21 protein-coding genes are annotated in these 19,870 nt (G+C 67.3%); 14 read left to right on the plus strand and 7 right to left on the minus strand.

The features are described 5' to 3' along the window. Positions 1 to 13: 13 nt before the first annotated feature. The 3 genes from ABZ827_RS22390 (at position 14) to ABZ827_RS22400 (ending at position 2,669) form a co-directional block, all read left to right on the plus strand. On the plus strand, positions 14 to 1,390 hold the full coding sequence (locus tag ABZ827_RS22390) for an LCP family protein (protein WP_357239986.1): 1,377 nt from the start codon (positions 14 to 16) through the stop codon (positions 1,388 to 1,390). Positions 1,391 to 1,470: 80 nt separating this feature from the next. Beyond that, entirely contained in the window at positions 1,471 to 2,025 is a 555-nt protein-coding gene (locus ABZ827_RS22395) for a ferritin-like domain-containing protein (RefSeq protein WP_357239738.1), read from the plus strand. Between the two features lie 92 nt (positions 2,026 to 2,117). Next, entirely contained in the window at positions 2,118 to 2,669 is a 552-nt protein-coding gene (locus ABZ827_RS22400; protein WP_357239741.1) for a ferritin, read from the plus strand. A 277-nt stretch (positions 2,670 to 2,946) separates the two neighbouring features. Here ABZ827_RS22400 and ABZ827_RS22405 read toward each other — a convergent pair whose 3' ends face one another. The 4 genes from ABZ827_RS22405 to ABZ827_RS22420 are packed head-to-tail and all read right to left on the minus strand — an operon-like array spanning position 2,947 to position 6,131. Then, positions 2,947 to 3,867: a DUF5926 family protein gene (locus ABZ827_RS22405; protein WP_357239744.1), complete on the minus strand. Its 921-nt coding sequence runs from the start codon at positions 3,865 to 3,867 to the stop codon at positions 2,947 to 2,949. 51 nt (positions 3,868 to 3,918) lie between these two features. Continuing rightward, positions 3,919 to 4,704, minus strand: a complete 786-nt coding sequence (locus tag ABZ827_RS22410; protein WP_357239747.1) for a glycerophosphodiester phosphodiesterase — start codon at positions 4,702 to 4,704, stop codon at positions 3,919 to 3,921. Then, on the minus strand, positions 4,701 to 5,750 hold the full coding sequence (locus tag ABZ827_RS22415; RefSeq protein WP_357239749.1) for a DUF4328 domain-containing protein: 1,050 nt from the start codon (positions 5,748 to 5,750) through the stop codon (positions 4,701 to 4,703). Before ABZ827_RS22415 ends, ABZ827_RS22410 begins: the two co-directional genes overlap by 4 nt. Before the next feature lie 18 nt (positions 5,751 to 5,768). Beyond that, positions 5,769 to 6,131, minus strand: a complete 363-nt coding sequence (locus ABZ827_RS22420; RefSeq protein ID WP_357239752.1) for a rhodanese-like domain-containing protein — start codon at positions 6,129 to 6,131, stop codon at positions 5,769 to 5,771. 488 nt (positions 6,132 to 6,619) lie between these two features. Between ABZ827_RS22420 and ABZ827_RS22425 the strand changes: the two genes are divergently transcribed. From ABZ827_RS22425 to ABZ827_RS22445, 5 genes are all read left to right on the plus strand, one after another. Then, positions 6,620 to 7,258 carry a hypothetical protein gene (locus ABZ827_RS22425; RefSeq protein WP_357239755.1) on the plus strand — a complete coding sequence of 213 codons (639 nt, stop codon included), beginning with the start codon at positions 6,620 to 6,622 and terminating at the stop codon, positions 7,256 to 7,258. Between the two features lie 313 nt (positions 7,259 to 7,571). Then, the gene (locus ABZ827_RS22430; protein ID WP_357239758.1) at positions 7,572 to 8,195 is read left to right on the plus strand and encodes a superoxide dismutase; all 624 of its coding nucleotides are present in this window, start codon (positions 7,572 to 7,574) and stop codon (positions 8,193 to 8,195) included. A gap of 258 nt (positions 8,196 to 8,453) precedes the next feature. After that, complete coding sequence (locus ABZ827_RS22435) at positions 8,454 to 8,981, plus strand: peptidase (protein WP_357239761.1); 528 nt, start codon at positions 8,454 to 8,456, stop codon at positions 8,979 to 8,981. 517 nt (positions 8,982 to 9,498) lie between these two features. Beyond that, positions 9,499 to 10,221 (plus strand): TMEM165/GDT1 family protein, encoded by a 723-nt coding sequence (locus ABZ827_RS22440; RefSeq protein ID WP_357239763.1) that lies wholly within the window; start codon positions 9,499 to 9,501, stop codon positions 10,219 to 10,221. A gap of 110 nt (positions 10,222 to 10,331) precedes the next feature. Beyond that, entirely contained in the window at positions 10,332 to 11,099 is a 768-nt protein-coding gene (locus tag ABZ827_RS22445) for an SDR family NAD(P)-dependent oxidoreductase (protein WP_357239766.1), read from the plus strand. An 82-nt stretch (positions 11,100 to 11,181) separates the two neighbouring features. Here the strand turns inward: ABZ827_RS22445 and ABZ827_RS22450 are convergent, their stop codons facing one another. The 3 genes from ABZ827_RS22450 to ABZ827_RS22460 form a co-directional block, all read right to left on the minus strand. Next, positions 11,182 to 11,700, minus strand: a complete 519-nt coding sequence (locus tag ABZ827_RS22450; protein WP_357239769.1) for a hypothetical protein — start codon at positions 11,698 to 11,700, stop codon at positions 11,182 to 11,184. Positions 11,701 to 11,925: 225 nt separating this feature from the next. Beyond that, positions 11,926 to 13,884, minus strand: coding sequence for a molecular chaperone HtpG (htpG, locus tag ABZ827_RS22455; RefSeq protein ID WP_357239772.1), 1,959 nt, complete (start codon positions 13,882 to 13,884; stop codon positions 11,926 to 11,928). 14 nt (positions 13,885 to 13,898) lie between these two features. Continuing rightward, positions 13,899 to 15,557, minus strand: coding sequence for a TM0106 family RecB-like putative nuclease (locus tag ABZ827_RS22460; protein ID WP_357239989.1), 1,659 nt, complete (start codon positions 15,555 to 15,557; stop codon positions 13,899 to 13,901). Between the two features lie 303 nt (positions 15,558 to 15,860). Here ABZ827_RS22460 and ABZ827_RS22465 point away from each other — a divergent pair, with 303 nt between their 5' ends. The 6 genes from ABZ827_RS22465 (at position 15,861) to ABZ827_RS22490 (ending at position 19,832) form a co-directional block, all read left to right on the plus strand. Continuing rightward, the gene (locus ABZ827_RS22465; RefSeq protein WP_357239775.1) at positions 15,861 to 16,499 is read left to right on the plus strand and encodes a DUF6474 family protein; all 639 of its coding nucleotides are present in this window, start codon (positions 15,861 to 15,863) and stop codon (positions 16,497 to 16,499) included. A 186-nt stretch (positions 16,500 to 16,685) separates the two neighbouring features. Further along, entirely contained in the window at positions 16,686 to 17,342 is a 657-nt protein-coding gene (locus ABZ827_RS22470; RefSeq protein ID WP_357239778.1) for a hypothetical protein, read from the plus strand. Beyond that, positions 17,303 to 17,965 carry a YcnI family protein gene (locus ABZ827_RS22475; protein ID WP_357239781.1) on the plus strand — a complete coding sequence of 221 codons (663 nt, stop codon included), beginning with the start codon at positions 17,303 to 17,305 and terminating at the stop codon, positions 17,963 to 17,965. The genes ABZ827_RS22470 and ABZ827_RS22475 overlap by 40 nt, the downstream gene beginning before the upstream one ends. Then, positions 17,962 to 18,516: a copper resistance CopC family protein gene (locus tag ABZ827_RS22480; protein WP_357239784.1), complete on the plus strand. Its 555-nt coding sequence runs from the start codon at positions 17,962 to 17,964 to the stop codon at positions 18,514 to 18,516. The genes ABZ827_RS22475 and ABZ827_RS22480 overlap by 4 nt, the downstream gene beginning before the upstream one ends. Further along, entirely contained in the window at positions 18,513 to 19,439 is a 927-nt protein-coding gene (locus tag ABZ827_RS22485; RefSeq protein ID WP_357239787.1) for a CopD family protein, read from the plus strand. The genes ABZ827_RS22480 and ABZ827_RS22485 overlap by 4 nt, the downstream gene beginning before the upstream one ends. 9 nt (positions 19,440 to 19,448) lie before the next feature. Then, positions 19,449 to 19,832, plus strand: a complete 384-nt coding sequence (locus ABZ827_RS22490; protein WP_357239790.1) for a DUF5313 family protein — start codon at positions 19,449 to 19,451, stop codon at positions 19,830 to 19,832. Positions 19,833 to 19,870 lie beyond the last annotated feature (38 nt).

The raw sequence follows: 19,870 nt of genomic DNA on the forward strand, positions 1-19,870 counted from the left end.
CAGTCTGATGATGATGAACGGCGACGACCCAAGGATCCGCCGGGTGCCGCCGCACAACGGGGCACCCGGACGTGGCGGCCCGCGAAGGCCACCCCCGCCCCCGCCGAACAGCGGGCGGCCACCGGTCGAACCCCCACAGGTGATCCGCCGCGGTGGCGGACCCGGGCCGGGCGGCCGGCCCACGGAACGGTACGAGCCACCCCTGGCGTGGTCACAGGCTCCGGAGGGCCGGCAAGCTCCCCCGATACGACAGCCGGGCCCGGGACGCGGCGGCAAACCCGCTCCCCCGACCCATGCCCCCACGCAACGACCGGTGCCTTATCGGGAATCCGAGTACGCACCGACACAGCGCCCCGCACCGGACCAGGGCGGCCGGCGCCGGCCGCCGCCCCCCGGCGGGGATCGGCCGTACGGTGGCGCCGCGCCGCGGAAGCGACCCCGTAGGAAGCGCCGTATCGGCCGCTGGTTCCTGGTATTTCTGCTGGTGTTGGTGACCGCCCTCGTCTATGCGGTGGTGAGCCTCGACGGTTCACTCACCCGGGTCGACGCGCTCGGCGACTACGAGGACCGGGTCGGCAATACCGCGGGCACCAATTGGCTCCTGGTGGGGTCCGACAGCCGGGCCGGGTTGTCCGACGACCAGGCACAGGGCCTGGCTACCGGCGGCGATGTCGGGGACCCGCGCACCGACACCATCATCCTGGTGCACATCCCGCCATCGGGCCGGACCACCCTGGTCAGCCTGCCCCGCGATTCCTATGTCAGCATCCCCGGCTACGGCCAGGACAAGCTCAATGCCGCGTTCGCCTTCGGCGGCGCACCGCTGCTGACGCAGACCGTGGAGACCGCCACCGGGTTGCGGATCGACCATTACGGGGAGATCGGCTTCGGCGGGTTCGCGGGCGTAGTAGACGGGCTGGGCGGTATCGATGTGTGTGTGCCGCAGGCCATCAACGACCCGCTGGCCGGTTTGGACATACCCGCGGGCTGCCAGGAACTGAACGGCCCGCAGGCTCTGGGGTTCGTCCGCAGCCGGGCCACCGCGCTGGCCGATATAGACCGGATGAACAACCAGCGCCTGTTCCTGTCGGCACTGCTGGAGAAGGCGACCAGTCCGGCCACCATGGCCAACCCCTTCGCGCTGTGGTCGATGGCGAGCAATACCGCGAGCTCGCTGACCGTGGATTCCGGCGACCACATCTGGGATCTCGCGCGCCTGGCCTGGGCGCTACGCGGCGACACCCTGGCGACGACTGTTCCGGTGGGCGGCTTCGAAGATACGGACAGCGGCAATGTCCTGCTGTGGGCCAAACCGGATGCCGCCCGTTTCTTCGAAGCGCTGGCCAACGGCGATCCCGTACCCGCGGACCTCGCCGACCCCGGCCGGTAGACCCTGCTCCCGCCGGGCCGGAACCCGCGTGTTCCGGCCCGGCGGGGCCGGCACCGCCGCGGGCGCGGATAATCGATGACATGCACGACAGCGACTTGGCTCAGCCGTTCATCGCCCTGCTGCGGGCCCAGGTCACGCACGGGCTCACCGCTTCACAGCAGTATCTGGCTGCCGCGGTGTATTTCGATATTCAACGGTTACCCCAGCTCGGCGCTCATTGCTATCGCCGGTCGGAGCAACATCGCGGGCATGCGTTGCGCGTAGTCCAGTATCTGATCGACCGGGATCTGGAGATCACCATCGGCGGTCTCGGAGAAGTGCGCCAGACCTTCGAATCGCCTCGTGCCGCAGTGGCTTTCCTGCTCGCCCGGGAGCAGACGCTGACCGATCAGGTCACCGAACTGGCCAAGGTCGCCCGGGAATGGGCGGATTTCCTCGGTGAGCAATTCATGAGCTGGTTGCTGGAGTGCCAGCAACACGATGTGGCGGGTATGTCGACACTTCTGGCTGTGATGGATCGCTCAGCCGGGAATTTGTTCGACGTCGAGGAGTTCGTGGCACGCGAGCTGCGTTCGGTTGTGCCACAAACAAACAGCTCCGTGCCCAAAATGGCCGGTGAGGGCCGAAATAAATAAGGCAACACTATCCTCAATTGGATAAGGCAACACTAGCCTCAATAAGGCTGTACTTGGATGACATAGCCCCTTTCCGGCGTTAATGTCAAGGCATGTCCAATCATCCGGAAAGCCCGCGCAGCAAATTCCACGGATTGCTGCACGATCAAATTCGGCACGAGTTCAATGCCGAGCACCAGTACATCGCCATCGCCGTGTGGTACGACAATGCCGACCTGCCCCAGCTGGCCAAACGCTTCTATGCTCAGGGCCGCGAGGAACGTAATCACGCACTGATGATCGTCCAGTATTTCCTGGATCGGGATATCAGTGTCGATATTGCCGGCGTCGACGCAGCAAAGTCTCATTTCGAGAATGCCCGCGAGCCGATCGCGCTGGCCCTCGATCAGGAGAAGACGGTTACCGACCAGATTGTCCAGCTGGCGAGCACCGCTCGCGAGGAGGGCGACTATCTGGGCGAGCAGTTCATGCAGTGGTTCCTCAAGGAGCAGGTGGAGGAAGTCGCGAAGATGACCACCCTGCTGACTGTCGCGGACCGCGCCGGTTCGAATCTGTTCGACCTCGAGGAGTTCATCGCCCGCGAGATGAGCGATGACCCGAGCTATGCACAGGGCGCGCCGTCCGTCGCCGGCGGACATATCTGATAGGTGACAACCCCGCCCCGACACCGAGAATCCGCCGCGCGATGCCGCGGTCTCGGCCGGGGTGTCGTGGATTGTCTCCCGGGTGATGATTGGGAGCATCGGCCGTCCGGCCTACTGCGCCGAGGTCGGTCGGCCGATGCTCCGTCACGTCAGTCGGCGCCGGGTCGTTATGTCGGCTGACGTGGTGTCGCCGGGGGGTTCCAGAAACGGCGACAACTGAAACCTAGCCGAGATCGGCATCAGAAAAAAGAGTTTTCCGGAAAATCCTCCTCTTTATTCAGCGGAGGGTCACCTGACGTGACCGCAGCCCGTCCCGGGAGCGCCGTTGTTCCGAGGTCAGCGGGCTGTCCACCGCCAGCGCCTCGACCAGACGAGCACCGAACTCCGTGGCCGGCCCACGCCATTCGCTCATATGCCGCTCCGGATCCAGGTCGAAGACGGGCACCAGCAGGCCATGCGTGCGGAACGAGCCCGCAAATCGCGAACCCTCACCCAGATGCAGATCGCCCGCCGCGTGCAAGCGCGCCAGCGCCAGCATCAGATCGTCCTCGGATTCCGGTCGCACCCAGCGCAGATGAGCCTTGTCCCCGGCATCCACCCACCAGGGAGCGCCGATCGCCTCGGAACCCAGATCCAGCCGGTCCGACGGCATGATCGCCTCTTTGGCCTGTTCGATGGTGGCGGCGATCTGCGGGTCCGGCTGGACCCCCTCCGGCACCCACCAGTCGAAATCCTGGTGCACGACCAGTTTCAGCGGAGCATCGGCGACGATCACATCCGACAGCGCGGGCCCGCCCGGCGCGGCCTGGGCCACGGCGAGCGAATCGCCGGGCTCCGCGGATTGCGACCACAGCACCGACGCCGCGATATCGGCGGCCGGGTCGGCTGTCGGAGCCTGCACCTGCACACCGACATATCCGGTCGGCGTATCACCGACGCGCACCAGGGCAGCCACCGCGCCCGGTAGAACCGTTCCCAGAACCACCGGGCGTTCGGCCGCGACAGCGGGTGTCAACGTCAGTTCGGCGGTCGCCGACGGCACGAACTCCCGGAGAGCGACCAGATCGCATTCGGCGGCCAGGCCCTGGAAAGGCCGGGCGACGGCCTGTTCGGCCTCCTGCAACGCCGCCCGCCGCTCGGCCAGACGCTGGGCCCGGTTGCCGCCGGGTTTCGGACTATTGCGTTTGCTCTTACCCACGGCTGGTCAAATTACACGGCATCCCGGCCTATCGGCCGCAGGCCACTCGTATCAGCGGTTGGCCAGCACAGCCTTCGCCCGGCCCGGATGGTTCGTCGCCACCCAGCTCACACCGAGATCCGCGCACAGCGCGATATCGTCCGGTTCATCGACCGTCCAGCAGTAGGTGGCCCGGCCGGCCGCGGCGGCCTTGTCCACCAGATCCGGATGCTCGCGCAGGGTTTTCACCGACGGTCCCACCGCGGTCGCGCCCACGGTCGTCGCCGCGCTACCGCCCAGGTAGCGGGAAGATTCGCCGAGCAGCACGGTCGGCAGCAGCGGCGCCGCGCGACGGATCCGCCAGACCGCGGTGGCCGCGAACGACATCACCACCGCCCGGGAATGCGCCGCCGACGCGGGTGTGGCTATACCGAAGCGCTGAAGTTCGGCCAGCACCTTGCTCTCCACCAGCGAGCCGTACCGGACCGGGTGTTTGGTTTCGATGAACAATTTGGTCGGGCGGCTGCGCCAGTCCAGGACCAGCCCGATGAGTTCGCTGAGGGTGAGCACCCCGGACGGTGTCCCGTCACCGAAGTCGAACTCCTTCAACTCCGCCAGTGTCAGTTCGCTGACCAGACCGGAACCACTCGATGTGCGGTCCACCGTGCGATCGTGCACGCACACCAGATGCCCGTCCCGGGTGAGCCGGACATCGCATTCCACCCCGTCCGCGCCTTCTTCCAGCGCCAGTTCGTAGGCCGCCAGGGTATGTTCCGGACGAGCCGCCGAGGCACCTCGATGCGCGACGACGAACGGCGCGCGCGGCCCCTGGGCCGACTGGTCACCCTGTTGGCTCACTGGGCCACGACCTCCTGTGCTGCTCGGCCTGCGCCGTCCCGGGAATCCGCCGATCCGGCATCCGGCGCCGTGCTCACCGTAGCGGCCGGACCCGGGTGCACCGGTTCGATCAGGGGTGTCGCCGGGTCGACGGCCACAACCCAGCGGCGTGCCAGCCTGTCCCGGCCGCGCAGATCGCGGCCCTCCACGGTGCGCACAACCCAGAGGGTCAGGACGGCGATACCGGCCGCCGCGATATCGGTTACCGCGGTGAACAGCACGCCGTCGGCCTTGGCCTGCAGTGAATCAGCGGTCCGCCAGTACAGCGCCGCCACGGTCAGCAAGCCGCCGAGCCCCCAGGCTGCCCACCAGAGCCGGACCGCCTGTAGCGGCCGCGGATCCCCACGCTCGGCCACCACCTCCGACAGGAACACCCCGGGGAAGATCAGGTTCACCACCGGGACCAGGCAGCCGAGCGCCAGCAGTCGTGGCGAGCGCGGGTCGCGGCGGCCGGCGTCGGCGAAGGCGGCACGGCGCACCTCGATAAGCCAGCCCAGCGTCGCTACCGCGGCGACCAAGGCCATGATCAGAGCGAACAGGGCGGCGGTGTTCACCAGCGCGTCGGAGAACCACAGCAGGGGAGGTTCGATCAGCCGGGTGCGATTGCGCAGCAGGATCAGGTACCGGCCGAGTTCGGCCGCCGCGGCGATACCGAAGAGCACCGCGGTGGCGAGCAGGGCCGTGTACACCCAGCGCGCGAGCGCACTCAGCGGACGTGGCTGTTCCCGATCCGCGGCGGCCACCGGGCGATCCCGCAGCCCCCAGCGCGGGATCTCGGTGTAGCGGGGTGTCGCGACGGGCGCGCGGCCGGTATCGGCGGAACCCGCGGAACGATCGAGCCGGCCGGGCCTGCGGGCGACCCATCGGTAGTTACGACGCTCCGGCGGAGCATCGATCGGGCCCGGGGACAGCAGGACGCCGCGGCAACGCGGGCACCAATGCATCGGCGGACCCTGTACCGCCCAGCGCGTACCGCAGCGGGCACAAGGCTGCACCACCGTACTCACCGCGCACCTCGCTCTTCGTCAGTAGATCTTCGCGGGCTCGGCACCCTCGCCGGTCAGCGGGCGGCCCAGCTGCTGCCAGGCCACCATCCCACCTACCACATTGACCGCCTCGTAACCCATGTTCACGAGATACTTGACGGCTTCCGACGAGCGCCCGCCCTGGCGGCAGACGACGTACAGCTCGGCGTCGGGGTCCAGTTCGCCGTAGCGCGCCGGAATATCGGACAGCGGGATATGCACAGCACCGGGCGCATGGCCGAGCTGCCACTCGTCGTCCTCGCGCACATCGAGCAGGACGGCGGCGGCCGCCTGCCCGGGCGGCTGGTCGAATTCGGCCGGTACGGCCTCGACCGGTACCGACGGGACTCCGAAGCTCGTCACATCCTTGATCCTGCCATAACCGCCGGTGCCGCCGCCGGGTCCGGGGCGAGCCCGTGGCCGGACCGCTCTCCGGCGCGAGCGCCCGGTCCGCAGCGGTCGGGGCGAACCGACACGCCGGGCAATGCCGGAGATTCGCCGAATCGGGTTCCGCTCGAGATCTGACAACCCACCCGAACCGGACACCACTCCCATTGATGAGTTATGCGCATAATCAACAACAAGATCCGGGGTTATCAGCTATCATTCAGCGCACCATTATCCCAGGCGCCCCGGATGTACGGTTTGACCTGCGGTAACGGTGGACCTGGACGACCGATCCGGTACTCCCCTCCAAAAAATCCCGGAGCGGCCGTCCGGCCACCGAACCGGGCCGCGCCCCGTCGCGACCCGATAACCACTTGGACGCCACCCGCCCCGAATCGGTTCCATCGGAAGCGGAAAACCGGAAAATCCCCAGATACCAGTAGGGATATCGGTAATCTGGCGCCATGACATCGACCAGGGGGCTACTCGACGGATTGGACAAGGCCGGTCTCGACAAAGCACTGTCGGAAGCCGGATGCCTCGGTTTGACAGTGGATTCCGAGGCGAAACGGCTGGAGTTGGACCTCGAGGTGCTGAGCCTGCCGGAGCAAACCACCGGCATATCGGACAGCGATACGGCGACGGGCACGCACGCGGAACGGGTTCAGCTCATCTTCCACGGGGTCACAAGAATTGCCGCATCGTTGCGGATCCAGCGGTGGGATGATCTGGAACCGCGGATCCTGCCGCTCGAACTATCGGGGCTCGCTGCCGCCGTGGCCAGTTTCGGCGGTAGCCGGCTGCACGGCTGGGAATTCGTCGATCTGGACGACAGCAGCTGGACGCTGTGGAGCGAACTACTCAGCTTCGACACCGCCATCGATACTCGGATCGCCCGGCATGTCCTGGAGTTCTCGCAGGAGGAGGGCATCGACCCGCGCGAGCTGGACATCCGGGTCTGGTTCGATTCGGTCACCGCGCAGCGCACGGGCGGGGATCCCATTCCGGTACCCGACCTGGTGTCCGGCTCGCAACGCTGGTGGGCGGCCCACGACAAGGGCGACCCCCGCGCTTCCCATCCCGGTATCGCGCCTCCCCTCTGAGCACCCCGGGCGACCGGACCCGCGGATCCGCCCGGGCGAACCGGATTCAGCCGGATCGCAATAGTTGTCCCTCACGGAGCCCGGCTGTCCGAACTCGGATTTTCTTCCGTGCCGGGCAGCTATCCGGCACCGACATGCGCAGGCCGGGGCGCGGTTTGCGCCCGGGCGGCAGATAACGGGCACGGAACAAAAATGGTCGACTCCGGGCGGATGTGGAATGGTGGGGTGTCGGGGCGAGTTGGACCGATCGGGTGTACGAATGGTCGGGAGCATCCCGTACAGGACGCACTCGACCCGACAAGGAAGGGACATCGTGGCTGAGTACACGCTGCCAGATCTGGATTACGACTACGGCGCCCTGGAGCCGCATATCTCCGGGCAGATCAACGAGATTCACCACTCGAAGCACCACGCCACCTACGTGGCCGGTGTGAACACCGCACTGGAGAAGCTCGAAGCCGCGCGCGAAGCCGGTGATCACGGCGCCATCTTCCTGAACGAGAAGAACCTCGCTTTCCACCTCGGCGGTCACGTCAACCACTCCATCTGGTGGAAGAACCTCTCTCCCAACGGCGGCGATAAGCCGGTCGGGGATCTGGCCGCCGCCATCGACGACCAGTTCGGCTCGTTCGACAAGTTCCGGGCGCAGTTCACCGCCGCGGCCAACGGCCTGCAGGGTTCCGGCTGGGCGGTGCTCGGCTACGACACCCTGGGCCAGAAACTGCTGACCTTCCAGCTCTACGACCAGCAGGCCAATGTTCCGCTGGGCATCATCCCGCTGCTGCAGGTCGATATGTGGGAGCACGCCTTCTACCTGCAGTACAAGAACGTCAAGGCCGACTATGTGAAGGCCTTCTGGAACGTGGTCAACTGGGCCGACGTCCAGGAGCGTTTCACCAAGGCCACCAGCCAGGCGAAGGGCCTCATCTTCGGCTGACCGCCCGCCTTCGGGCATATTCTCACCGAGCCCGCGGACCAGGGGTCCGCGGGTTTTCCGGTGTCCGGACGCCCGAACTGGCACTCTCTGGTACTTGTGTGCCAGATGACTTCTGCGCGATCCTCATCTTTCAGACAATTCGCGGCGTGAACGAGTCAGGCCCGGAGGCGGCAGCGAAGCGTCACCACGCAGGGCCCTCGTTCATGCCCGATGGATAGGGACGGGCAAGGCCGCCCCGGGATCCGCGCGGGAGGCATCATGCGTGGTAGCAACCCTATCGGCGTTACGCCGTTCCACGCGGGCGGGACCCTGCGCGGTTTCGTGATCTCCGGTCGCTGGCCGGATACCACCAAAGAATGGTCACAGCTGCTTGTGCTGGCGGTACGTGTGGCTTCCATGCCCGGCCTCCTCACCACCTCTACGGTCTTCGGGGTGCGCGAGGAGCTCCCCGAGGATCCACAGCCGGATACGGTCGGACTGGTGATGTCGGAGGGCCCGGTTCTCGGGGAGGAAGGTCTGCAACCCGGACGGTTCGCCGAACACATCCCGCCGGCCCTGTTCATGCTGCATCCGCCCGCGGAGACGAACCCGTCGCTACCCGAGTGCACCGGGGCCGCGTCAGGCTGTGTGCTCTTACCGGGGCTGCCGCATCTGGGCCTCGAACACCGTGCCGCCTGGGCCGAGGCCGAGGCGGACGGGACCGTCACCTCGCTGGTCAGCCGTGTGGGGTTGGATCCGATCAGCGATCCCGATACCGCCGTGCTGGCCATGCTGCTGGCCGCGTGAGCCTCGTCCCGATGTGACGAAGTCGGCACGGCGCGTCCGAACCTGATTCGCCGGGTCCGGCGGGCGCCCATTGCCTGCCCGTGTCGACCACCGCCGACCGCCGTTCAGCTGACCGGCCGCGCACTGTCCGGACGGGCGAATTCCCCGGTGGAGCACATCAGTTCCGATTACCGCGCCTAGTTGCCAGGGTGATGCTCGAAGCGCGGTCCGGGTTACCCGGAGATGACCATCAGGGTTACCTAACTATCACCGTAGATGCACCAAACTTATTGTGGGAACACCCTTTTCACGATCGCTCCGTTGCCGCATCCGGATGAGTGCGATAGAGTTGCCGACAGCGAAGGGGAGTAGCCCCCAATCACGCGGTCGACATACTGACCCACCGCCTCGGCGGCGAGTCCGGTCGCGTGAACCGGTACCACCGGTGGGCGAGACCTTCGGCCGGACAGCTATCGCATTGTCGGCCGGAGGCGAAACCCGTATCCGACCGGCGAACGGAGGATCGGGAGCCCATCGGATGATCGCCACCATCGGACTCGCCATCGGCATCGTTTTCCTTGCCGAGCTGGGCGATAAGTCCCAGCTCATGGCGTTGACCTTTGCCTTGCGTTATCGCTGGTGGGTGGTACTCGGCGGTATCACCGCGGCCACCGCGTCCGTTCACATCCTCTCGGTCGCGATCGGGCATTTCCTGGGTGCCGCGCTGCCCACAACGGCCATCGCATGGTTCGCGGCGGTCACTTTCCTCGCCGTCGGCGTGTGGACATTGCGCGAACTGGTCGGCGACGACGAGGAAGAACCGGCACCCTCCCGTTTCGCCACCGCGGCGCCCTTCTTCGTCGTCCTCTCGGCCTTTCTGCTGGCCGAACTCGGCGACCGCACCATGTTCGCCACGGCCGCGCTGGCCACCGACAACAACTGGGCAGCGGTCTGGCTGGGCTCGACCATCGGCATGGTGGTGGCGGACGCACTGGCCATCGCCGCGGGCATTCTGCTGGGCAAACATCTGCCCGAACGAGCCATCGGATTCGGATCGGGTCTGCTGTTCCTGTTCATCGGAACGCTCACCGCTGTGAACACCGCCACACCGGAGGCAGGTCTCGTAACCGCTATCGGTATCGCGCTGACCGTCCCGGCCGTGGCGGGCGCGGCACTGTGGTGGCTGCGTACCCGCCGGATCAGTGAAGAAATGGCCGTGAACTCGACAGACGAGGGTCGGCGGGTCGGCGAGCAGCACTAGCATCGCGACGTCGATCCGCGCAAGGGGACCGTCCACGACCCCTCCCCTCCCACGGGTTAGGGTGCAATTGACGTTAGGCCAACTGGCTTGTCACGAACGAGAGGACCATCGTGGAGATTTCGGGTTCCGCCGCCATCGTCACCGGGGGTGCGTCCGGTCTGGGCGCCGCCACCGCCAAGCGTTTCGCCGATCTGGGCGCCACCGTCTTCGGGCTCGACGTACCGCAGTCGATCGAGCGCGCCGGCGATAACGTTCCCGACGGGGTCACCCTGCTCGCCGCCGATGTCACCAGCCATGAAGAGGTCGGGGCGGCCGTCGCGAAGGTCGTCGAATCGGGCACTCCGCTGCGTATCGTGGTCAACTGTGCCGGTGTCGGCTGGGCCGGGCGCATCCTGTCCAAGAACGGGCCGCACGATCTGGACCTGTTCCGCACGGTGATCACCGTCAACCTGCTGGGCACCTTCAACGTTATGCGGCTGGCGGCCGATGCCATCGCCAAGACCGATACGGTGGATGAATCCGGGCAGCGCGGTGTTGTTATCAACACCGCCTCCGTGGCCGCGTTCGAAGGCCAGATCGGCCAGATCGCCTACTCGGCCTCGAAGGGCGGCGTGCACGGTATGACCGTTCCGGCCGCCCGCGACCTCGCGCAGTTCGGCATCCGCGTCAACACCATCGCCCCCGGCATCATCGACACCCCGATGCTGGCCGGTGTCACCGAGGAATACCGCCAGGGGCTCGAGGCCGGCGTGCCGTTCCCGTCGCGGCTGGGCCGCCCGGACGAGTACGCGCAGCTCTCGCAGTACATCGTGGAGCACGACTACCTCAACGGCGAGACCATCCGCATGGACGGCGCGCTGCGCATGGCGCCGCGGTAACCTCCGGCTCTGGATCCACGGCGAACGCCCGCCGTCCGGTATCGGGCGGCGGGCGTTCGCCGTACAAACGAAATGCGTGAAGTTATCCGCTGCTCCCCGTAGGGATCTTCGCGATCTTCGCCCGCCAGGCGTCACAGAACGCGCGGTCGGCCGACTCCCGGTCCACGCCGTCGGCTCGGCAGCCTTTACTGGTGTAACCCTCGCGATCGAGGCCGGAAGAATCGTAACCCCATCGGTCGTAGCCCCATCGGTCGTAACCCCGTGGGTCGTACCCCCATCGGTCATAGCCGTAACGATCGAAGCCGTTACGGTCGAACCCCCAGCGATCGAAACCGGAACGATCGAAGCCCGAATCGTCGTAGCCGTCGGGACCGAAGCGATCGTGCGGGCCGGGTACAACACAGTGCGGAGCGTGCGCGGGTATACCGTCGGGGCAATCGGCGGGTAGCGGCGGCCGCTCGGGCGTAGTGGTCGGCGGCCGCGGCGGCTCGGGCGTAGTGGTCGGAGCCGCCGGGGTGGGTGTGTTCTGTGTCGGTGCCGGCGGCACCGCGGTATCCGGCGCCGCGTAGGCAGGGGCGGCCATCAGTATGGGGACGAACACGGCACCCAGCAGCGCGGGCCTGAATCCTGCTCGGCGCCTGGTCCTACCACTCGTAGCGGCTGTCGGCATCATCGATCTCCAATCCCAGCGCAGTTCCGCGCGTCGACCGGCCTATCGCCGCGATGCCTTTTTCCTTTACAAACAGCAGGTCCCATACCGTCGAGAGTCGGCCGGCTGCACCCAGAACGGGAGCGGCCGCGGCGAAAGCCACGGCCGCTGCCCCTGTTAGAGCGTTCGTGTCAGTCGGTCGGCGAGAATCTGAGCGAATTTCGCCGGGTCTTTCAGTTCTCCGCCCTCCGCCAGAACCGCCGTGCCGTAGAGGAGTTCGGCGGTTTCGGTGAGTTCGGGCACCTTGCCCTCGTCGGCGTCCTGTTTGCGGCTGTCGTAGGCGTCGCGCAGGCCGGATACCAGCGGATGGGTGGGGTTGAGTTCCAGAATCCGCTTGAACTGGGGCAATTCCTGCCCCGACGCCCGGTACATCCGTTCCAGCATCGGGGTCATATCGAAGACATCGCCCACCAGGCAGACCGGCGAACTGGTCAGACGCGAGCTGAGCCGGACCTCCTTGACGCTGTCCTCGAGGGTTTTACCCAGCCAGGTCAGCACCTCGGCGAATTCCTTGTCCTGCTGTTCACGCAGGGCCTCGGATTCCTTCTTCTCCTCCTCGGTTTCCAGGTCGACCTCACCCTTGGCGATCGACTGGAACGGCTTGCCGTCGAACTCCGTAACCGAGCCGACCCACATCTCGTCGACGGGATCGGTGAGGATCAGCACCTCGCGGCCCTTGGCGCGGAAAGCCTCCAGATGCGGCGACTTCTCCACCTGCTCACGGGATTCCCCGGTCATGTAGTAGATGCCGTCCTGGCCCTCGGGCATCCGCTCCACATACTGCGCCAGCGTGGTCGCCTCGTTATCGGAATGCGTGGAGGCGAACGACGACACACCCAGGATGGTCTCCTGGTTGTCGAAATCGGAGAGCAGGCCCTCTTTGAGGACGCGGCCGAATTCCTGCCAGAAAGTGCGGTATTTCGCCTGGTCCTCGGCGCCCTGCAGATCCTTGACCGTACTCAGCACCTTCTTGACCAACCGCTTGCGGATCATCTGGATCTGCCGGTCCTGCTGCAGGATCTCCCGGGAAACGTTCAACGACAGATCCTGGGCGTCCACCACACCCTTGACGAAGCGCAGGTACTCCGGCATCAGCTCTTCGCAGTTGTCCATGATGAACACGCGCTTCACGTACAGCTGCACGCCGCGTTTGTGCTCGCGGGTGAACAGGTCGAACGGCGCCTGCGAAGGCAGGAACAGTAGTGCCTGGTATTCGAATGTGCCCTCGGCCTTGAGCGGGATGATCTCCAGCGGCTCGTCCCAGGCATGGCTGACGTGCTTGTAGAACTCGTGGTACTCCTCTTCGGAAACCTCACCCTTGGGGCGGGTCCAGAGGGCCTTCATCGAGTTGAGGGTCTGCTCCTCGAGGACGGTCTTCTCCTGCTTGTCCTCGCCTTCGCCCTCGGTGACCGTCCGCTCGACCTGCATGCGGATCGGCCAGGCGATGAAATCGGAGTACTTCTTCACGATCTCGCGGAGCTTGTGCTCCTGCGTGTAATCGAAGAGATGATCCTCGGCATCGGCCGGTTTCAGATGCAGGGTCACCGCGGAGCCCTGCGGGGCTTCGTCGAGAGTTTCGATGGTGTAGGTCCCCGACCCGGCCGCCGACTCCCAGCGCGTGGCGGTGGTCTCCCCCGCCCGGCGGGTGGTGAGCACGACCTTGTCGGCCACCATGAACGTCGAATAGAAACCGATACCGAACTGGCCGATCAGCTCCTCGGTGGCGGCATCGGATTTCGCTTCGTTCAGCTTGCGGCGCAGTTCGGCGGTACCGGACTTGGCGAGGGTTCCGATCAGATCCACCACCTCGGCGCGCGACATGCCGATGCCGTTGTCCCGGACCGTGAGGATCCGCTGATCCTTGTCGACCTCCAGCTCGATATGGAGGTCGTCGGTATCGACGTGCAGATCCTTGTCCTGGTAGGACTCCAGCCGCAGCTTGTCCAGCGCGTCGGAAGCGTTCGAGATCAGCTCCCGCAGGAACGTGTCTTTGTTGGAGTAGACCGAGTGGATCATCAGCTCGAGCAGCTGATGGGTTTCGGCCTGGAACTCGAGTTGTTCGACGTGCTCTGTCACGCGAGACATCGTAGTCAAGCCTGGGCCGGGCTCGGAGTTCCGGGAGCCTCCGCGAAATCAGCGAGCGTGGGAACCTCCCGTTCCGCACAGTGTGCGACCGGGGTCCGCGGATTCATCCATTCGCGTAGCACCGCGGTCGCGCGGACATCGTCCTCGTTGTACTCGAACAGCCGGGTGCGCTGAGTGAGGTCGGGTGCGCCGTCGTAGCCGACCGCGAGCCGGTACCAGCTCATCGACGCCTCCCCGCCGGCCTCGGGATCGCGCCACGCGAACCCGGCGACGGGCGCGATCTTCTTCAGCCCCTTACCGCTCGGACAGATGAACTGATCGGTGACGGCCTGGAACATATCCACCCACTGCACCGAATCGACGAACTCGGTGATCTGCGCTTCGGTGGGGATCCCGGGGCGCCCGGCGAACCGGCGCGCCGACTCGTACAGCCATTTGTCCTCGGCGGAACGCGAATAGCAGTAGGCGGCGAAGGTTTTACCCGCGGCGAGAGCTTGTTCCCGAACCTCCATCAGCCAGGTCCAGAACTCGGCGAAGGAGCGGCCCTCGTCCTCGGTGGGCAGCGGATCCCAGGTGACGAACGGCCGGTACTCCCCATCGAGCAGGGTGCCCCAGAGATAGGCGCCGTCCTCCTGATAACTCTCCAGATCGACGTCCACCTCGACATCGGCCCGGCGCACCCAGACCCGTTCGAACCGGCGCACCAGCGGCGCGGCCACCAGCCAGGCCCGCGCGGTGACCACCGCCTCCTCGAACGGCCCGTGCTGCCAGTCCTCGGGTTCCGGGCCGGTCCAGGCGGCCAGTTCGTCGATGGTGCGTACGCCGTGCCCGCGCAGTACATCGGCCCGGGAACCCGGCGCGACCACGCTCACATCGCGGTGTTCGTTCAGCCACGCCTGGCAACCGCCATCGGCGCCGCGCGTCCACCAGGGACATTGGCGGCATTCGGGCACCTTCGACGGAACGGTCGCGACCTCGCCGCGGACCACCGCGATCCGATCCGCGTAACGGGTGTCGTAGTCGTCGAGCACCGCGGTCAGGTCGTGGACCAGGATCCGGTCGAAATGGAAGCCGATAACGCCGCCGACCGGGGTGCCCGGAGCGAGACCGTTGCGCTCCAGCATCCGGTACACATGGGCGAGGCGCTGCTGGTCGCGCGGCTGCTGGCGAAGTTTGCGGGCCCGGTCGGGCATGGGCTGCCAGCGCAGCAGATCCGAGGTCAGTGGATGGAATTCGGCCGGGTCGGGTTTACGCGGATCGGTGACCTTGTGGTTGACCACGATCACGGGGATATAGCCGCCCGATTCGTCGCGCAGCAGGATCTCGACTCCGCCACGCCGGCCGGTATCGGGCTCCTGCGGGAGCAGCCCGCCCCAGATGCGGCCGGCCCCAGCGGCGCAGGCCCGCAATGTGGCGGCCGCGCGGGCGCGGGCGGATTGTGCCGGGTCGATGATCACCCAGCTGTCCGGATCGGCGGCGACGAGGGTGTCCCGGACCCGGTCCCGATGGGCCTGCGCCGCGGCGCGGCGCTGCTGCACCCCCGCGTCCTCGCGTACGTCGGTCAGTTGGTCCGGATAGGTGGCATCGAGTCCGAGCCGATGCCGGCAACCGATCAGTCCCCGGGCGTCGAGAAAAGCCTGCTGCCCGCCCTCGGCGGCCGGGATCCGCTCGGTGAGCACGGGAAAACCGCGCCGATCGGAATCGGCGTCGGTATTGGCGTCGGCGTCCTCGCCGGCGGGATCTTCGCTGTCGATACTGCCCGGTTGCACGCAAGCAGTATGGTCCCTGCCCCCGACAGTCCACCGAACCGAGCACCCTGTCCGGGCTCGGGCACCCGCCGAGGGGCGGAGTCTCTCGCCGGTTGGGCCGGGAAACCGATAAGGTGTCCGCGAACCGTGTGACACGGGTGGACGACGCGGTTTCCGTGTCGTATCGCCGCAGCGAACCAGCATTACGGAGGGCCTTCGATGGGGTTGTTCACCAAGCGCAAGCGGCGGCCGAGTCGGCGGGCCCAGGCACAGGCTCTCAAGCACAAGGCCGCGATGGAGGCCAAGCTCGGCGCCAAGAACGAGCGTAAACGCCATCGCACCGAAGCCCGTGCCCAGCGCAAAGTCGCCAAGGCGCAGGTCGCGGCCCTGCAGGCCGAAGAGAAGGCCGCCCTGAAGACGGCGGCCCGCGCCGAACGGGACCCCTTCAGCCCGGGCCAGGTCAAGAAATACCTCGGGGTGGCACGGGTGCTAGTTCCGGTGCTCGCCCCGCTGGCCTACCGCGGTGCCACCTACGTGCGCGGCCAGCTGGACGCACGCCGCGCGAAACAACTCGGGGTCGGGGTGAATCAACTCGGCGAGTACGCCGGGCACGGTGGCCGGCTGCAGGCGCGGATCTCCCATACCGAGGCCGCGCTCGACAAGATCACGAACGGGAACGGGGGCAAGGACACTCAGCAGTTCGTCACGAGTGCCCGTAGCCGGCTCGACGCGCTCACCTCGGCCGTTCGCACCGCCGATCAGATGCCTGCCGCGCGGCGCCGTTCGGTGCACGCGTCGATCGCCACCGAACTGTCCAAGATCGAGGCGGACGTGCTGGCCCGTCTCGGCGTCGCCTGATTCCGGCCACGGAGTCCACCCGGTCCGGCTGGTAGCCGAGCGCTCCGTCCCGGCGCCGGCGAAGTCCCCCGACCCGGGCATTGCCCTGCGGGAACCACCGGGCCGGGTGCGCGCCGCCCGGACGAGTCGGCGACGATGGACGCCGACCAGCGACCCCCGCCGGACCGCGACTTCGGAAAGCGCTCGATGCCCACGAACCTGTGTACAGGCCCCGCACATATGCGGGGCTGTGTGGTGGGCCTGGCAACCGGAGCGCTGGCCGTGGCGGCGCACGGCGCGGCCGGCGGCGGCTACCCCTCGTCGACCGGCGTCGCGCTGCTGCTGCTGACCACACTGGTCACCGGGTGGGCTTCCGGTTCTGTGGTCGCCGATGTCCGGGGCAGATACACGCATCGAGCCGTCACCCCCGGGCTGGGAATTCTGCTACCCCTCGCGGCGGGCCAACTCGCCGGGCACTGGGCTCTCACCGGTCTCACCGGCCACCATTCCGGCGCGGATACCGCTCTCGGGGAGTCGGTCGCCGGGCCGCTGCCCGCGGCCATGCTCGCCGCACATCTGCTGGCGGTGCTGCTCTGCGCGCTGGTGATCGCCGCGACCGAGAGGCTGTACCGGGAGGCCTCGGCGGCGCTGCGGGTGCTGCTCGCGGCCGCGCGAGCGATACCGCGGGTGCGCCGGGCCCTCACCGCCACGAACGTCTCGACCCCGCGATACCGCGCTCCGAACGGGGCGTCCGGCCCACGTGCGCCGCCCGCGCACGTCGCCACCGACGTACCCAATTCCTTCGGAGAGAAAGTATTCGACCCATGTCCTACGGGATTTCCCCGACCCTGCGCGGCGGGCTGACCGCCGTCGCCGCCGCGGGATTCGTCCTCGCCGGTGCCGGCACGGCCGCGGCCCATGTTTCCGTATCCGCGCCGAACGCGACCCCTGGTCGGTCCACCGTCGCGACCTTCAGCGTCCCGACCGAATCCGAGACGGCGGCCACCACCGCCGTACGGGTCACCGTGCCGGAGATGGCGACCGCGCGCACCGAACCGGTCCCCGGCTGGACCGCGAAAATCGACCGTGACAACCAGGATCGGGTTGTGGCAGTCACCTGGACCGCGAACCCCGGTGCTCCCGGTATCCGGCCCGGGGAGTTCCAGCGTTTCGTGGTGTCGCTGGGACCGTTGCCGGAATCGGATTCACTGAACTTCCCGGCCGAACAAACCTACAGCGACGGAACGGTCGTGCGCTGGAACGAAACCGGCGACCATGATTCGGTCGAACATCCCGCGCCTGTCCTCGATATCGGCGCGGACGGCGGCGACGAGGCGGGTCACGAGCACGGCGACCAGTCCGCGGCGGCCCAGGCCGAGAACGAGGGCACCGATATGACCGCCCGCTGGCTCGGCGGCCTCGGCCTGGCATTGGGTGCGCTGGCGCTGGGCGCCGGCGTGGGCGCCGTGGTCCGGGGCCGGCGATGAACCGCCGGGCAACCCGGCCGGTTCGACTGTCCGCGCTGCTCATCGCACTGTTGTGGCTGCTGATCGGACCGCTCGCCGGTACCGCGAGTGCGCATTCCACCGTTGTGAGCAGCGATCCGGCCGACGGTGCCACCGTCGATACCGGACCGCCGCGGGCCACCGTGACCTTCAACGAGCCCCTGCAGCCGAATTTCCCGGCCATGACCGTGGTGGGTCCGGACGAGAACCTGTGGTCCAAGGGTGAGCCGGTCGTCGAGGGCCGCAATATCAGTGTCGAGGTGGGCGATCTCGGACCCGCCGGGGTGTATCGGATCGCTTACCGGGTCACGTCGGCGGACGGCCACGTCGTCGACGGCGAACGAACCTTCACGCTGAGCACCCCAGGCCGGGGCACACCCGGGCCGGCGGCGAACGCGCATAGTTCCGGCGACGGTTCCGGCGGCGGCGTACCGGTGTGGGTCTATATCGCCGGTGCGGTCGTTCTGTTCGGTGCCGGGCTGGCGTTCGCGTTGTTCGGATCGAATATGGGCAAGGGGAAGAACCAGCGGTGAGAAGTGGTCTCCCGAGCGGGCTCGACCGGCGAGTCGCGCTCGGACTCGCTGTTCCGGCGGGCCTGCTCGGGGTACTGCTGGCCTGGGTGCTGAGCGATATTCCGGCGGCGGCCGCAATACGGTTCTGCGCGGATCTCGCGGGTGCCGCGGTGCTCGGACTGGCCACCCTGCCGCGACTGAACGACCGGCTCGACGTGCCGTGGCGGATGATGGCGGTGCTGGCCGGGCTCTGGTGCTGCCTCGAGTTCGCGGTACTGGTCTTCGCCGCGGGCGATGTGGTCGGCTCGGGTGTCGCGGCGCTGAGCCCGGCGGATTTCGGGACGTATCTGGTGCGGATCAGTGCCGGTCAGATCGGCCTCGCGATTCTGCTGGGCACGGCTGCCGTCGCGGGCTACGCCGCCTTCGCCTTCCGGCGACCGCTGCAGCGCTCACCCGATCTGGTGCTGGTGTTCGCCGCGGTCACCGTGACCCTGCGACCGATCACCGGGCATATGTCGCAGCAACCGCTCGGTTCGGTACTGGCCGGGGTGCACGCACTGGCCGCGGCGATCTGGCTGGGGCTGCTGCTGGCGCTGGCGCTGGTGGTGCGCGGTCGCCGGGATTGGGCCGCCACTCTGCCTCGATACTCCGCGATCGCGATGCCGATGGTGGCCGCCGTGGCGGTGACCGGGGTGATCAACGGCCTGGTCCGGGTCGGCGGGGTGATGCCATTCTTCACCACCGGCTACGGCCGGATCATGATCGCCAAATCTGTTCTGCTGATCGTGCTGCTCGCGCTCGGCTGGTGGTGGCGCCGGAGCTGGGTCGCGGCGGCGGCCGCGCACCGGATGAGCGCCGAGGCGTCACTGCGGCGAGCGGTGCTGGAGGTCGCGGTGATGGCTGCGGTTTTCGGGCTGGCCGCGTCTCTGGCCATAACGGGCTAATCTGTGGTCATGCCCGACCGGTCCAGATCCCCCGGCTTCTTCCAGCGGATCGGATATATCTGCGGCCGGAGACTACCCCCCGAATACGCGGACTGGGTGCTGAACGATCTCACCGGCCCGGGCGCGACACGGCGCTACCTGGTTCGCATGCTGGTGCCGATCGTGCTGGTCCTGCTGCTGTTCCTCCTGGTTCCGGGGCCGATGTGGATAGGCGCGTCGATGATGGCGCTGCTGTTGCTGCCGCTGATCTATTTCACGGTGGCGCTCACCTACGTGTTCCGGCGCAACCGGCTGGTCAAGCACGATCTGGACCCCGCCTTGGCCGATGCCGATGTCCGGCGCCGCGCGGAGCTCGAACGGGCGGCCTACGAACGGCGCCACGGCCGGGCCTGAACAGGACAAATTCTGGATCAGCCCTGGTGACGAGCATT

It is taken from the genome of Nocardia sp. NPDC019395 (genome assembly GCF_040632335.1).
Lineage (GTDB): Bacteria > Actinomycetota > Actinomycetes > Mycobacteriales > Mycobacteriaceae > Nocardia.